The organism is Dellaglioa sp. CoH-57-MRSF-20 (assembly GCF_056781955.1).
Genome location: NZ_JBXAXV010000006.1, coordinates 75,708 through 91,261, shown reverse-complemented (window position 1 = coordinate 91,261; position 15,554 = coordinate 75,708). Strand labels below are relative to the sequence as shown.

13 protein-coding genes are annotated in these 15,554 nt (G+C 33.1%); 1 reads left to right on the top strand and 12 read right to left on the bottom strand.

Going from position 1 to position 15,554, the window contains the following annotated elements; genetic code table 11:
* Positions 1-188: 188 nt before the first annotated feature.
* The 10 genes from AC1RPN_RS07000 to AC1RPN_RS06955 form a co-directional block, all read right to left on the bottom strand.
* Positions 189-1,400, bottom strand: a complete 1,212-nt coding sequence (locus AC1RPN_RS07000) for a sensor histidine kinase (RefSeq protein ID WP_481762949.1) — start codon at positions 1,398-1,400, stop codon at positions 189-191.
* A gap of 122 nt (positions 1,401-1,522) precedes the next feature.
* Entirely contained in the window at positions 1,523-2,224 is a 702-nt protein-coding gene (locus AC1RPN_RS06995; RefSeq protein WP_481761964.1) for a response regulator transcription factor, read from the bottom strand.
* Positions 2,225-2,248: 24 nt separating this feature from the next.
* Positions 2,249-3,385, bottom strand: coding sequence for a PDZ domain-containing protein (locus tag AC1RPN_RS06990; protein WP_481761963.1), 1,137 nt, complete (start codon positions 3,383-3,385; stop codon positions 2,249-2,251).
* Positions 3,386-3,515: 130 nt separating this feature from the next.
* Entirely contained in the window at positions 3,516-4,403 is an 888-nt protein-coding gene (gene ftsX, locus AC1RPN_RS06985) for a permease-like cell division protein FtsX (protein ID WP_481761962.1), read from the bottom strand.
* Positions 4,384-5,079: a cell division ATP-binding protein FtsE gene (gene ftsE, locus AC1RPN_RS06980; protein ID WP_481761961.1), complete on the bottom strand. Its 696-nt coding sequence runs from the start codon at positions 5,077-5,079 to the stop codon at positions 4,384-4,386. Before ftsE ends, ftsX begins: the two co-directional genes overlap by 20 nt.
* A gap of 96 nt (positions 5,080-5,175) precedes the next feature.
* Positions 5,176-6,292, bottom strand: a protein-coding gene (gene prfB / locus AC1RPN_RS06975) for a peptide chain release factor 2 (RefSeq protein WP_481761960.1) whose coding sequence is annotated in 2 segments (ribosomal slippage) — positions 5,176-6,219 and positions 6,221-6,292 — 1,116 coding nt in all. Because the reading frame shifts where the segments join, the coding sequence is not laid out codon by codon here.
* Positions 6,293-6,386: 94 nt separating this feature from the next.
* Positions 6,387-8,750 (bottom strand): preprotein translocase subunit SecA, encoded by a 2,364-nt coding sequence (gene secA, locus AC1RPN_RS06970; protein WP_481761959.1) that lies wholly within the window; start codon positions 8,748-8,750, stop codon positions 6,387-6,389.
* A gap of 153 nt (positions 8,751-8,903) precedes the next feature.
* Positions 8,904-9,464 carry a ribosome hibernation-promoting factor, HPF/YfiA family gene (gene hpf / locus AC1RPN_RS06965; RefSeq protein WP_409021489.1) on the bottom strand — a complete coding sequence of 187 codons (561 nt, stop codon included), beginning with the start codon at positions 9,462-9,464 and terminating at the stop codon, positions 8,904-8,906.
* Positions 9,465-9,669: 205 nt separating this feature from the next.
* The gene (locus AC1RPN_RS06960) at positions 9,670-10,230 is read right to left on the bottom strand and encodes a ComF family protein (protein ID WP_481761958.1); all 561 of its coding nucleotides are present in this window, start codon (positions 10,228-10,230) and stop codon (positions 9,670-9,672) included.
* Positions 10,231-10,346: 116 nt separating this feature from the next.
* The gene (locus AC1RPN_RS06955) at positions 10,347-11,675 is read right to left on the bottom strand and encodes an ATP-dependent helicase ComFA (RefSeq protein WP_481761957.1); all 1,329 of its coding nucleotides are present in this window, start codon (positions 11,673-11,675) and stop codon (positions 10,347-10,349) included.
* A gap of 48 nt (positions 11,676-11,723) precedes the next feature.
* Between AC1RPN_RS06955 and AC1RPN_RS06950 the strand changes: the two genes are divergently transcribed.
* Positions 11,724-12,359, top strand: a complete 636-nt coding sequence (locus tag AC1RPN_RS06950; protein ID WP_481761956.1) for a YigZ family protein — start codon at positions 11,724-11,726, stop codon at positions 12,357-12,359.
* Between the two features lie 36 nt (positions 12,360-12,395).
* Here the strand turns inward: AC1RPN_RS06950 and AC1RPN_RS06945 are convergent, their stop codons facing one another.
* Together AC1RPN_RS06945 and AC1RPN_RS06940 are read right to left on the bottom strand one after the other, a co-directional pair.
* Positions 12,396-13,481: a glycosyltransferase family 4 protein gene (locus AC1RPN_RS06945; RefSeq protein WP_481761955.1), complete on the bottom strand. Its 1,086-nt coding sequence runs from the start codon at positions 13,479-13,481 to the stop codon at positions 12,396-12,398.
* A gap of 109 nt (positions 13,482-13,590) precedes the next feature.
* Positions 13,591-15,420 carry an APC family permease gene (locus AC1RPN_RS06940; RefSeq protein WP_481761954.1) on the bottom strand — a complete coding sequence of 610 codons (1,830 nt, stop codon included), beginning with the start codon at positions 15,418-15,420 and terminating at the stop codon, positions 13,591-13,593.
* Between the last annotated feature and the right edge of the window lie 134 nt (positions 15,421-15,554).

Genomic DNA, 15,554 nt, shown 5'->3' with positions numbered 1-15,554 from the left:
TGTCAAGAATTTTTTTGAATAAATATTCATTTCTTCTTGCCGTATCAATCAGCTTTATTAATATACCATCTGGTATATCTCATGTCAACACTTTATTTGCGATATTCATTATCGCCTCAATAGCACTTATTAAATATATCAGCTTTCTTTTTCTTGGTCAAGTCTATTTATGTGAATATCTCTTAATATTACAAATAAATCGTAATTTCAGTCCCCTTATCATTCGAATCTTTCACACTAATCTCTCCACCCATTGATGTCACTAGTTCCTGCACAATAGCGAGGCCAAGCCCATTACCTTCTATTTGTTTATTTCTAGACGGATCTACTCTATAGAAACGTTCAAATATTCTTTTTTTGTCTTGATTTGAAATACCAATACCAGTATCTGATACTGCTATAAAAAATCTTGTCTTTATTTTGCCTACTTCAACTACCATACGCCCATTATCAACATTATATTTAACAGCGTTTTGCAATAAATTACCTAAGATAGTGGCTATCTTATTTTTATCAAACTTTACATAAAGATCTTTTGTTATTCTCTTGTCTACTATTAAATTTTTACTTTTAATAGTACTACTTAATAAATCTAACTCATAATTTATCATAGCATCTAAATTGAAACTCGAAATATTTTCTTTGGGTTTTTGCCCTTTTGCTAATTTTAATATCTCTTGAATTAATACTTCTAATTTTTCACTTTCGTCATAAATAATATTTAAAAATTTGTTAGTTGTACTTGAATCAACAGATTCTTCTAAAAGAGTTTCAGCAAATCCTTTAATTGCTGTTACTGGTGTTTTCAATTCATGACTCACATTTCCGACAAATTCATTTTGCATTTTCTCTAATAATTTCAGCTCAGTTATATCATATAAAATTACGATTACTTGAAATTCTACATTGTTATTTGCTATATAGACGACCGTTGCATCAACCACTCTGTTTGTATTGGCAATTTCAACTTCATCTCTTTGCTTATCTTGTGTTTTAATGGCTTTTTCAATTAGTCCACTCAATTTGTATGTTTTAATATCATCAATATATGAATGTTGCTTACTTTCTATCTGTTGGCCTAATAATTTAGAAATCATATCATTTACGACTAGTACTTGTCTTTTATGATCAATTTGCATAACCCCAACTGTCAAATGTTCAATTAATTTTAGATAGTTATTATTTTGTACCTGATAGTGAATATTTCTTTTCTTTTGATAACTTTCAACACGATTAATGGCTTTCGATAATTCAAAATTGGGACTATCTGTATCTAGTAATACATGATAAGAATCTCCTTTATTGACTAAACTATTCAATATATTAGCCATTAATTCGGACTCAGCACCTGCTTTAGATGCTATTTTATAAAGTATAGCTATTTCAATCAAACTCAACACACTTACTCCAATAATACTATTCTTACTAAAAAGTTTCCCGGATACATCCCATAGAAGTGTCATACTAAATGTTAAATTTAGCAACAAGATTAACGTCGTAATTATCCATTTTAGTTTTTGTTTCATTTATTCTCCTCAAACTTATAGCCAAATCCTCGAACTGTCTTTAAATATAGGGGGTTTTTAGCATCTACTTCTAATTTTTCGCGTAAATGGCTCACATGCATATCTATCATCCTTGTTTGCCCTTCATAATCGTATCCCCAAACACCGCTCAATAACTTTTCTCTACTTAGCACACGTCCTGTTCGTTTAATAAAATATACTAAAAGTTCGAACTCTTTTGGTGTTAATGCAACTTTTTCATCATTTTTATAAACTGAATAGTTAGAAAAATCAATTTTAAAATCTTTAAATTCTCTCACTTCATTATCAATTTGTTCATCCTTAGATGAGTCATGTTCAGTACGTCTCAAAATAGCCTTAATTCTTGCTATTACTTCTCTTGGACTAAACGGTTTAGTCATATAATCGTCTGCACCAATTTCTAAACCAATTATTTTATTCAATTCATCATCTTTAGCCGTTAAAATGATTATTGGCGTTTTTACTTTTTCTTGTCTTAATTTTTTTGTAACTTCGATACCATCGTAACCAGGCAGCATCAAATCGAGAATAATGAAATCAAAATTTTGTTCTGTTGCTTTTTTAAATGCACTAGGCCCATCTATTGCTACATGCACTTCATAGTTCGCATTTTCTAGATTATACGTTAACAGCGTAACAATTGCTGGTTCATCATCTACAACTAAAATTTTTTTCATTATTTATCCCCCTGATAACTAAATTTATTTAATTATGACTAACCCTATTTCATATGGTGAGTCTGAAAATATCGCACTTTCTGTTATTTTTGTATCTCCACTAAATGTCCTAATTTTTAATCGACAATACGTTGAGCTACTCTGTAATGCTTCATACAATTCGGTTTCGTTTCTAACTTCAATGCCATTACATTGAACGACCACATCACCAACCTCTACGTCCATCTTTGAAGCTGGCGTACCTGGGCGTACCCCTACAATTAATATTCCTTCATTGGATTCTGCAAACCATTTTTCTTGTTTATTATCATGGCGTTTGATCATATATTGGCTGATACAATACGCAACTAATAGAACAATTAATCCATATATCCCCATTATTGGTATAAATATAGCCATTATCGCTAAACCTGTCCCTATAAAAGCTAAATATAAGTATTGTTTTTTTATAAATTTGATAGCTACTCTTGGTATTTCTTTATAGATACGTAATGATAGCCCAACAATTAATGGTAAAATAATGATGTTAAATTCTGTACCTGCTATATGAATAATTGGCCACCAAGAGAGTACACTATGGAATTGATCACCCGGTGTTAGAATTACAAGTGGCACCAGATACAGATCCTTCATACTAAACGACGATATATTTCGCCCTCGTTTACCTGACTGTGTGTTCGGCGATAAGGGACTATTTCTGAATAAATACAGCGCACAAGCAGTTATAAATAAAATGACTGTCCCTATCAGTAGAATCCCTGTCGTAAATTCAACGTGAAATTCTTCATATTTAAATATTTCAAAATTACTTAATTGAGATTTAGTCATCCCATATACTAGTCCCGATATAATAAATAGCGGAAAGATAGCATCAAATACTGGGTATAGTAGTAGTCCTAAAATCATAAAAATAGCATAAATAACTACCCAGTTAATAGGCAACATAACACCTAGTCCAAATAGTAACATTGATCCAATAATACTAAAAATAAAGCCTACTTTTATTGCATGACGTCCCTCATAAAAATCACTATCGACAGCTGTTCTAAATGCTTGTCTCTCTTTTTTAATTCTTCGTGTATACATACCATAAATCAGTATAATTGCTAACCAAAGCGTTGGTTGCATGAAAAAGTTTCCAATAATTTTAAGCGTTACCATAAATGCACCTATTTTCTTTAATATATAGTACTCAAATTATATCATGCTTTGTCATGATTCAAAAAAGATAATCATAATAACAAAAAAGACTGAATTTTGCATTTAGCAAAATCAGTCTTTTAAAATTTAATTAAATTTTAAGGAAACGACGCATTGAAACGAACGATCCTAAAGCACCAATAATTATCCCGATTGACACTAATAATAAATCAATTTCTGCCAAGAAAGTTCCTGGTGTTAATAATTGATAACTAGTTGATGCCAACGAAACTTGTAAACCGTTATAAATCCAAATATAGCCAAAATCAACTAAAATAATTGGAATGATAGCACCTAAAAGCCCAGTCCATGCACCTTCAAGTAAAAACGGCCATCTGATAAATCCATTCGTCGCACCTACTAGACGCATAATTCCAATCTCATTTCTTCGAGATAAAATTGTGATTCTAATCGTGTTAGAAATTAAGAATACTGCAACAAAGAGGAGTAAAGCACTAATAATCATACCCCATTTTTGGATATTACCAACTACTTTAAATAGTTTTTTAGCAGATGTGCCCCCAAAACTAGCATCATTTACATAATCTAAACTTTTAGCACGTTTTGCAATTTGCTCAGTTTGTTTTGGTTTTTTAGTTTGAACATCAAATGTATCATATAGTGGATTATCATCCCCACCAAATAACTTAAATTCATTACCATAACTACCAACAACTTGTTGTAATTGCTCCTTTTTACTTGAAAAAGTAACTTTTTTAACTTCTGAATAACTTTCAAGTTTCTTTTTCAAATCAGCCTGTTGATTCTTTGTTGTCTTTCGTTCAACAAACACTCTGACTTGAACATCGTTCTCAACATCAGATGCTAATTTATTTACGTTCATTAAGATTGAAAGTAACACCCCAACCAAAATTAACGTTACAGTAACAGCACTAATAGCAGCAACAGACATCCATCCATTACGACGTAAACTCTTAATACTTTCACCAAAATGACGCCTAAACGTTCTCATTTTCATAACCGTATTTTCCTCCTTCTTCATCTCGGGCAATACGGCCATCTTCAATAGCCAACAAACGATGTGGATATTTGTTCACAATAATACTATTATGAGTTGCCATGATAACTGTTGTCCCTTGTTCATTAACTTTTTCTAAAATTGACATAATATCATCTGACGTTTCAGGGTCTAAATTCCCCGTTGGTTCATCAGCAATTAAGACTTCTGGTTTATTTGCAACTGCACGTGCAATCGCAATTCTTTGTTGTTCACCACCAGATAATTCTTCCGGAAATTTATCCGCCTTGTCAGACAAATCAACAAGATCTAGCACGTAATCAACACGTTCTTTAATTTCTGCAGGTTCTTTTTCAATAACTTCTAACGCGTATGCAATATTTTCAAAAATTGTTAAACGAGGTAATAATTTGAAATCTTGGAATACAATTCCTAAATCTCTTCGTAAAAATGGTACTTCTTTTGGTTTCATCGTTTCTAAATGAAAATCATTTACTGTGATTTCACCAGATGTTGCTTGTTCTTCATGGTACATCATTTTTATAAATGTCGACTTTCCGGCACCACTAGGTCCAACCACATATACGAATTCACCTTGGTCAATTCGAAGATTAATATCATTGCTTGCAATAATATCATCAGAATATTGTTTAAATACATTTTTAAATTCTATCAAACAGTGAATCCTCCTGTGTCTATTTTCATAACATTTTCATTATAGCATGATTATTTACCTTTATATTGCAGTAGTCTTACAATTAAGTTTCATTTTTTAACTTGGATTTTCATTTTTTAATTTCCACTGTAAATAAGCATTAATAAATCCATCTATATCACCGTCCATTACCGCTTGAACATTACCAGTCTCAAAATCGGAACGATGATCCTTAACCATTGAGTATGGGTGGAACACATATGATCGAATCTGCGACCCCCATCCAATATCCATTTGTTCACCTTGAATGGCAGCACGTTCTTTTTCTTTTGCTTCCATTTCAAGTTGATATAACTTAGATTTCATCATACTTTCAGCCGTTGCCCTATTTTGAAATTGTGACCGCTGCGCTTGGCTCGAAGTTACTATCCCTGTTGGAATATGAATTAATCTAACTGCTGAAGATGTTTTATTAATATGTTGTCCACCAGCTCCGGATGATCTAAATACTTCCATTCTGATATCATCTTGATTTAATTCTATTTCGACTGAATCATCCAACTCTGGCATCACATCAACAGATGCAAAAGACGTGTGGCGTCGACCAGCAGCATCAAAAGGTGAAATACGAACTAATCGATGCACCCCTTTTTCACTCTTAAGATAACCATACGCGTTTACTCCCTTAATAAGAAGCGTCACACTTTTCAATCCCGCTTCATCGCCAGATTGATAATCTACTGTTTCGACGATTAGCCCACTTTTTTCAGCCCATCTCGTATACATTCTAAGTAACATTAATCCCCAATCCTGAGATTCGGTACCTCCTGCACCTGGATGGATTTCTAAAATAGCATTTCTGCTATCATAAGGTTCATTCAATAATAATCGTAATTGATACTTGTCGAGTGCTTTTTTTGTCTCGTTAAACAAGTCATCAAATTCTATTAGCATATCATTATCATTTTCTTCTTGTAATAATTCAAGCATGACTTGTAATTCTGATACCTTACTCTCTAAATCATGAAACGCATCATATTTACCTTTTAATTGATTGTTTTCGTCAATAACTTTTTGTGCTTCTTCTTGGTGATTCCAAAAATCTGGGTTAGCCATTCGTTCTTCATTTTCAGAAATACGTTCATTCAGCGTCTCTAAGTCAAAGAGACCCCCTGAAGTTAGTTATTTTTTGTTCCATTTCATTAATTTGTTTCCTATAATCGCTTAATTCCATCAATTTTCTCCTTAATTTACTAAAAAGAGTCACCTTCAAACTCTATCGAATTCGGAAGTGACTCTTTAATAATGTTCTCTGATTAACTTTTTGATTAACGTTTAATATTTTGTCTGATTTCAGCTTTCATAAATAAACGTGTCACTTCAAATTCTATTGCTCCAACGACTTCTTCGAACATTCTAAATCCATCTGATTGGTATTCAACTAGAGGGTTTAATTGTCCGTAGCCACGTAGTCCAATAGACTGACGAAGTTGATCCATTGCATCAATATGCGCTGTCCATTTATCATCAACAACACGTAACACAACCACTTTTTCAAATTCAAGCATTTGTGCTGCATCAACTAATTGATCTTCTTTAATTTCATAGTTCTTTTCAGCGCGGTCGACCAAGTAGGCTTCGATTTGGTTAGCATCTTTACCTTCTAAATCTGCCAATGAGATACTGTCTTCATTAACCATTGAAGAGACAGCAAAATCTACAATAGCTTGTAAATTCCATTCATTTTGGTCACCTTGCGTGTGCATCTGAACAATATGATTAACAGTACGTTGTATCATAGGCATAATAACAGGTTTTAATGTTTTTTCTTCCATAATAATTTGTTGTCTCTGGTTATAAATAACCTCACGTTGTTCACGCATAACATCATCATATTGTAAAACATTTTTACGTGTATCATAGTTATTACCTTCGACACGTTTTTGTGCTGATTCAACTTGTTTTGTAATCATACGACTTTGGATAACAGCGTCATCTTCAGTAATGTTCATACGTTCTAAGAAGCTCTTAATACGTTCTGAACCGAATCGTAACATCAAATCATCTTCCAAAGAAAGATAGAATTGTGTCATCCCATCATCCCCTTGACGGCCAGCACGGCCACGAAGTTGATTATCAATACGACGAGATTCATGGCGTTCTGTACCAATAACAGCTAATCCACCAATTTCTTTAACGCCAGGGCCTAATTTAATATCAGTTCCACGTCCGGCCATATTCGTAGCTATGGTAACAGCACCACGTTGTCCAGCATTTAAAATGATTTCAGCTTCACGTTCATGATTTTTAGCATTTAAGACAGCATGTGGAATTTCAGCATCATCTAACATTTGTGCCAATAATTCTGACGTTTCAACTGCTACAGTACCAATCAACATAGGTTGACCAGCTTCATGGCGTTCTTTGATATCAGCAATGACAGCTTTAAATTTGCTATTTAAAGATGGATACAATAAATCTGCTTTATCATCACGAATAATAGGTTTATTCGTTGGAATTTGAACAACTTCCATATTATAAATTTCACGGAATTCTTCTTCTTCAGTTTTAGCAGTACCCGTCATACCAGATAATTTCTTGTACATTCTAAAGAAATTTTGGTAAGTGATGTTAGCCATTGTTTTAGTTTCGTCTTCAATTTCAACATGTTCTTTAGCCTCGATAGCTTGATGAACACCATCAGAATAACGACGACCTTCCATAATACGACCAGTAAATTGATCAACAATCATAACTTCACCATCTTGTACAACATAATCTTTATCACGTAGCATAACAAAATTAGCCCGTAATGCATTATCCAAATGATGAGTCAAAATTGTATTATCTGTATCATATAAATTATCTAGTCCAAAATATTTTTCACCTTTACGAATTCCTTCTTCGGTTAATGAAATTGATTTTGATTCAAGATCAATTTTATAGTCTTCTTCTTCAGTTAACGTTTTAACAAAACGATCTGCACGAACATACATGGCAGTCGTCTTTTCAGCTTGACCAGAAATAATCAACGGTGTTCTAGCTTCATCAATCAAAATTGAATCAACTTCATCGACGATAACATAGTTTAAAGGTCTTTGAACCATATCTTCACGATAAACAACCATGTTATCACGTAAGTAATCAAAGCCTAATTCACTATTTGTTGAATAGGTAATATCAGCTGCGTAGGCTTCGCGCTTTTCTTCAGCTGTTTTTTCGTTAATATTCAATCCGACAGTTAAACCTAACCATGAATATAATTCGCCCATTTCTGTTGCATCACGGCTTGATAAATATTCATTAACAGTAACAACATGAACACCTAGACCTGAAATTGCATTTAAATAAACGGGCATAGTAGCTGTTAAAGTTTTACCTTCACCAGTTTTCATCTCCGCAATATCACCATTATTTAAAACCATTCCACCAATCATTTGCACACGGAATGGGTATAGTCCTAACACACGTTTTGCGGCTTCTCGTACCACTGCAAATGCTTCTGGTAAAAGATCATCAAGCGTTTCACCTTCTTGATATCTTGCTTTAAAAGCAGGTGTTTTAGCTTTTAGTTCATCATCAGATAATAAAGCCATCTCGTCGGCCATATTTTCAATATTATCGGCTATTTTGCCTAGTTTTCTTAATTCACGATTATCACTTTCAACCCATTGTCTTAATACATTTGCCATTTAGCTTTTCCCCTTATATATCAAACACATTTATTGAATTATTTTTAATTATAATATCATTTTTTATAGTATCACTAAATCAATAAATTTTAAACTAAAATAACAAAAAAGCCCTGAGTAGTTAACTTACTCAACAGGCTTTTCAAGGTTAGTTTAATCTTCAGCTTCAATTAAACCATAGCGACCATCTTTACGTTTGTAAACAATGTTAATACCCTCTGTATCAGCATCTTCGTAAATAAAGAAGTTATGGCTCAACATATCCATTTGTAAAATAGCTTCTTCACTATTCATTGGTTTTAAAGAAACATGCTTTGTCCGAACAACATCAAATTTGCTTACTTCATCAATAGAATCTGATTCTTCATCAGCAATTTCATTACGAATTTCAATATCTTTAATTCCCTTGCCTCTTGATTGGCGATTAATTTTAGTTTTATATTTGCGAATTTGACGTTCTAATTTATCAGTCACAAGATCAACACTTGAAAGTAAATCTTGTGATGTTTCTTCAGCTCGAAGGACGAGAGAAGGCATCGGAACTGTCACTTCAACTTTGGCCGTTTTATCTGAATAAACTTTTAAATTAACATGGGCCGTTGAATTAGATGTATCAGTAAAGTATTTTTCTAATTTAAATAATTTCTTTTCAACATAATCTCTAGTAACATCTGTAACTTCAACATTTTCACCGCGAATATTGTATTTTAACATAATAAACTCTCCCTTCAATCTACAGCAGGTAACGAAACTATTAATTACCTTACCGCTTGATTTAATTATAAGCGAATAGACTTAAATTTACAAATGATATCCCTTAACAAATCTATTTAAAACGCCATTGTAATCGTTAACAGTCATTTTAACTTTTGCTTAAATATATCATACTAATTTATTTAAAAATTGTACCTATTGTTCATTATCTTGCAAGGGTAATACTCTTAATGCTTTTAGCATTTTGTGCTAACAAAATATGGGCATAAAATAGTGTTCGGCCGGTAGTATAAATATCATCCACAATCAAAACAACTTTATCCGATAAATCTGGGCAATCTGGACTAAGTTCAAACGGTTGAATTAATTCAAGCCTTTGTTGCCTATTTTTATGCGATTGTTTTTCTTTAACCGTATTATTTCGCACTAAAAAATGATCATGCTTAATATCTAAAAGACCACAGACTTGATTAAATCCTCGATTATTTAACGTTTCAGAATCAACAGGTATCACCACGAGGTAATCAAAATCAATTGTTTCTATTTTGTGCTTTAATTGTACTTGAAAAATAGTTCTCAGCTGATAATCACCATTAAACTTATAATTTTTAATGATATCTTTCATAAAATCATTATAAATGTACAACGCTTGATTCTGAAAATTTAAATTAGGATAAATAAGTTGCCATTTCTTACAATCCGCACATAATTGTGGCCTATTTTGTTCTCGACCGCATCCTCTACAGGCTAACTGAGTATTAATCAATCGTAACTGCTCCTGGCATCTCTTACAAACTATCTTTTTTTCATAAGGTTTAGTCGATAATATAAATGCTAGCGTTAATTTTTGACTAAATGTATTATGACAAATCTGACAGTTTCTCATATCTTTAATTTCCTTGCTTTACGATTCATCGTTTTTATTTGTCCAACTGCCTTTTTTATTGAAATCGTGTAGTCACAACATAAAAAGATAACGTCACCAAACGGACGATTGACATTACGTCCCACTCTGCCAGCAATCTGAACTAACGCTGCCGTTGAAAAAGTTTTATCATCTGCACCCAGAACAAAAACATCCAGATTAGCAAATGTCACACCACGTTCTAAAATTGTTGTTGTGATTAGATACCGTAGTTCGCCTGTTCTAATTGCCTTAACTTTATCTAGTCTATCTGGATCTTCAGAATAAACAGTGTCCCCCTTTAAATTAGGAAACTTCTTTTTAAATGCTTCCATTACTGGTTCCAATAACCAAATTTTCGGCACAAAAATTAAAAATGGATCCTTACGTTTTAGCCACTCTGTCATTTTCAGTGTTAATTTTTTGGGTAAACGTCCTTTTTTTAAATTCTTTTCCCACGCTTTTTCAAATTTAATTTTAATTTCAGGCAATAATTGACCATGAAAGCGTATTGGTAAATAACTAACCGTTAATTGTTTTAAGCGAACCTCCTTTAACAGATCCTCACTTGGGGTTGCCGTTAAAAATAAACTTGCCCCTTTTTGTTTAGTTGCTTGTGTTGTTGCTTGAAGCAGTAATTGATTCTGTGCATATGGAAAGGCATCTACCTCATCAACTATCATAACGTCAAACGCTTTATGAAATCTTAACAATTGATGTGTTGTACAGATGACTAGTTGGGTATAACGGTATGGTTCCGTTGTCTTTCCGTGCAGCAAACAAATATCAATATTTTGAAATGCTGCCTGCAATCTCGGAAATAATTCAATACAAACATCGACCCGTGGTGATGCTAAACAGATGCGCTTACCATCCATAATAGCAGCTTCAATACCTTTGAATAGCATTTCTGTTTTACCAGCGCCGGTTACCGCCCACAGTAAATGCCGGGCACCCGAATTTTTAAAAATTTGTTTCACTTCATTAGCACATATTTCTTGGCTAGTCGTTAATTCTCCATTCCACGTCAATGGACTCCCTTTTTGAGTTGAAAACAAGTTGGGTTCAGGTATAGTATAAAGTGTAGTCGTAGTTGAAATACGTCCTAATATCATACAGTATGAACAATAGTACCGGTCACCTTGTAATTTATTTTCCTTTAAATTAAGTTGTGAAAGGCATCTGCGACAGATTAATTGTTTATCTTCAATACTAATTCCTGGGTACGACGTAAGTTCATCTAAATTAATAGTTTCGTCAATTTCTGAATCAGTTATTAAACGACCATACAAACTTGAAAGTGTCATTCTCCTCAATCCCTTCAATAAGTTTAAATACGCAAAGGAACCTTAATTATGTCAAAAAATTATTTAACAATTAAAGAATCTGGTTTAGCCACATTAATTGAAAAGAAGTCTTCCTTCATTTGTCGTGTCACTCGAATCGCGACAGAATCTGATGCAGTTGCTTTTATTGAATCAGTCAAGAAATTAGAACCTAAAGCAAGACATCACTGTTTTGCATACACATTTGGTACTGAGTCTGAAATCCAACGTCAAAGCGATGATGGTGAACCCTCTGGAACGGCTGGTGTTCCCATTCTAGAAGTTATTAAAAAAAATCAGCTTAAAAATATTTGTATCGTTGTTAGTCGAAAGTTTGGTGGTATTAAGCTAGGTGCTGGTGGTTTAATCCGTGCTTATAGTAATGCTGCTTCGCAGACGATTGAACAAATTGGTATCGTTGAACGTATTTTACAAACCGAACTTATTTGCCAAATTGCTTACCAAAATGTTGGAAAACTTGAAAATTATCTTGAAAAAAATTCAATTATAATCCAACACACAACCTATCTTGAAACAGTAGAAATAACTTTAGCAGTTGATAAAAATTTGATATTAACCTTACAAGATCAACTAATCAACCTACTCAATAACCAAATAACTTTTAAATTAGGCCAAGATTTATATAATGAAATTCAAGTTAAGTAAAAAGGATGCCCAATTACTGGACATCCTTTTTACTATCTATTTTTTTGAAGTCATCGTTTTAACAATTCTTTTAATCCAATTTAGCAGTGGCTTTCGTTTAGATCCAACTAATCCGATGGACTCTACGAATAGTTCTAGTCCCACTAATGTCGCAACTGACATTAGTATTGAACCCCAAATTGATGATATTGGATAAAGTAATGAAATAAATGAAAAAATTAACGCAATGCCATATATAACTAATACTGTCTGTCGATGCGTTAACCCCATTTGCATCAAACGATGATGTAAATGATGTTTGTCTGCTTGAGAGATAGGCTTTTTATTTAAAATCCGGCGTAACATTGCATAAACAGTATCCGTAATTGGTACACCCAATATTAAAACAGGCACAATAATAGAAATAAAAGTTGCATTTTTAAGTCCAGATAAAGAGAATACTGAAATCATAAATCCAATAAATAACGCGCCTGTATCCCCTAAGTAGATTCTAGCTGGAAAGAAATTATATGGCAAAAATCCAATCAGAGCAGCAACCAGCGTAAACATCATAATTGCAATATAACTATTTGTATTAACTAAAAAGAAATAGCCTACCAAACCACTTGTAAATAAATCAATAATGGAAACCCCAGTTGCTAAGCCATCTAATCCGTCTATTAAATTAATAGCATTTGTAATAGCTAAAATCCAAATAATTGTAATAGGGAAACTCATCCATCCTAAATTAATAATACCAAAATAAGGTAAAGTGAATGTCGTCATTCGCATATTTGAAAAAAAGTAGACGATCAAGGCGGCAACTGTGATGCCAAACATCTTTTGGCGTGGTTTTAATTCAAACTTATCATCTAAAACACCGGTGATAATAATTACCAATTCAGCAACAAACAGTGTCACTAACATTTTTATTGGATATTGATTTTTTAAAATAAAAAAATTCGTAAAGTTAAAAGCTATAAAAATGGCTAATCCACCCATTGTAGGCATTGAAACCTTATTTACTCGTCTATTATTTGGAACATCGACTGCTCCAATTTTAATTGAAAATAGTCTAATAACGGGAGTTAGCAACGCGGAGATAAGCGCTGTTGCGAAAAATGCTACGATAATTGGAAACATTTTGATATCTCTCCTTAAAAATATTCTGTCATAGTAGTCTTAACTATACCACGTTGTTAAATAAATACAAAAAAAGTATCAATTAAATTTAATTGATACTTTTCAATGTTTATTTTTTCAAATGATAATTATATGTTGCAACAATAATATTCTCGCGAGAATTTAAGACCGTTCTCAATCTTAAACTCGTTTGATTATGAAGAATATTTTGCCATGGTTTTCTTGGAACAAACTGTGGTACTAAGACTGTCGTTGTGAAGTTACGAGCAGCGGCATTCTTAGCAATAACATCTGTAAATTTCACAACAGGTGAAGCAATTGAACGATATGACGAATGTAAATCAACAAAACGAACACCAGGGAAACGTTCTTTAAATTCACGTTCCGTTTCATGTTCTTTTTCCGGATTTGTATCGAAAGAAACGTGCATTGCAATTACGTAGTCACCAATTGAACGTGCATAATTAATTGCACCCGTTGTAACATGCGTTACAGAACTAACTAACACGATAACTGTGGAGCCATCGTAATCATGAATTTCTGCTTCTTCTGTTAAACGTAATTGTTCGGCAACTTTATTGTAATGATCATTTATTTTATAGAATATAATATACATAACTGGCATGATAATAAAGAATGGCCATACTGTTGATAAGCGATATCTAAAGAGAATCAACAAAATACTAAATGAGATAAAGGCCCCTAAGAAATTGTAAAAGGCTTTCATAATCCAACCTTTTGGGCGATCATGATACCATTTTACAATCATCCCTGTCTGAGACAACGTAAACGGAATAAACACACCTACCGCATATAATGGAATTAATAATGACGTTGATCCATTAAATATAAATGTTAAAATAATTGATCCGGCCGCTAACGTGATAATTCCGTTAGAGTAGCCTAATCGATCACCTTTATCCATATACAAATGAGGCATAAATTTATCTTTAGCTAAATTAAACGCTAAAATTGGAAATGCCGAGAAACCTGTATTTGCAGCTAATACTAAAATCAATACTGTTGAAAATTGGAAAACGTAATACAAAATACCTTGTCCAAATGTTGTTTGTGCAATTTGTGAAAGAACAGTTACTTTTTCAGTAGGAATAATGCCATACCAATAGTTTAAGAATGTTATTCCACCAAAGAAGACTGCCAAAAGCGTCGCCATAATTGTTAAAGTAGCAGCAGCATTTTTAGCATGTGGTTTTTTGAAGAAAGGCACTGCATTACTAATTGCTTCAACACCAGTTAATGAAGATGATCCCGATGAGAATGCTTTCAAAAGTAAGGCTAGTGTAATTCCAGGAACGGCCGTACCCACAGCAGCTGTTGCGTGGTAAGGTACTTGACCTGTCATAATATTATAACCACCAACTAGTAACATCAATATAATCATAACCACGAAAAGATAAACAGGAATAGTTAAGAATGAAGCTGATTCCCGCAAGCCTCGTAAGTTCATTGCCATTACCAAAATAATAATAACCACTGAGATTGCTACTTGATGTCCATATAACGAAGGTACCGCAGAAATCAATGCCTCAGTCCCTGCGGAAACACTAACCGCTACTGTCAACATATAATCAATTAAAAGCGATCCACCAGAAATTAATCCAGCATTTTTACCTAAGTTTTTACTTGAGACAACATACGCGCCTCCACCCTTAGGATAAGCATGGATAATTTGGCGATACGAAATTGTAATTGAAGCCAATAAAACTAAGACTAACAATGCAATTGGTAATGAATACCAGATTGCCATTGCTGAAAAGCCCACTAAAACGGTAACAATTTGTTCCGTACCATACGCCACAGATGAGAGTGCATCTGACGATAAGAGCGCTAATGCCTTAAATTTTGATAATTGTTGATCTCCTTCTTCAGAAGATTTTAATGGCTTCCCAATTAAAAGTCTCTTTAAATAACGACGCATTTCTCTTTACCCCTTATGTTCTATATTTAAAAATCCATTCATAAATGATGCCAAAACAGCGCATTTATTTTACTGAATAGTTATTTTAATTACTAATTTCTATTCACCGAATTCACTCTATTTTACTCGTTTAT

What these genes read in the sequence shown, in the direction of transcription:
- AC1RPN_RS06995 (WP_481761964.1), bottom strand. Translation starts at nt 2,224, where the DNA reads ATGAAAAAAATTTTAGTTGTAGATGATGAACCAGCAATTGTTACGCTG.
- AC1RPN_RS06990 (WP_481761963.1), bottom strand. Translation starts at nt 3,385, where the DNA reads ATGGTAACGCTTAAAATTATTGGAAACTTTTTCATGCAACCAACGCTT.
- ftsX (WP_481761962.1), bottom strand. Translation starts at nt 4,403, where the DNA reads ATGAAAATGAGAACGTTTAGGCGTCATTTTGGTGAAAGTATTAAGAGT.
- secA (WP_481761959.1), bottom strand. Translation starts at nt 8,750, where the DNA reads ATGGCAAATGTATTAAGACAATGGGTTGAAAGTGATAATCGTGAATTA.
- hpf (WP_409021489.1), bottom strand. Translation starts at nt 9,464, where the DNA reads ATGTTAAAATACAATATTCGCGGTGAAAATGTTGAAGTTACAGATGTT.
- AC1RPN_RS06955 (WP_481761957.1), bottom strand. Translation starts at nt 11,675, where the DNA reads ATGACACTTTCAAGTTTGTATGGTCGTTTAATAACTGATTCAGAAATT.
- AC1RPN_RS06950 (WP_481761956.1), top strand. Translation starts at nt 11,724, where the DNA reads ATGTCAAAAAATTATTTAACAATTAAAGAATCTGGTTTAGCCACATTA.
- AC1RPN_RS06945 (WP_481761955.1), bottom strand. Translation starts at nt 13,481, where the DNA reads ATGTTTCCAATTATCGTAGCATTTTTCGCAACAGCGCTTATCTCCGCG.
- AC1RPN_RS06940 (WP_481761954.1), bottom strand. Translation starts at nt 15,420, where the DNA reads ATGCGTCGTTATTTAAAGAGACTTTTAATTGGGAAGCCATTAAAATCT.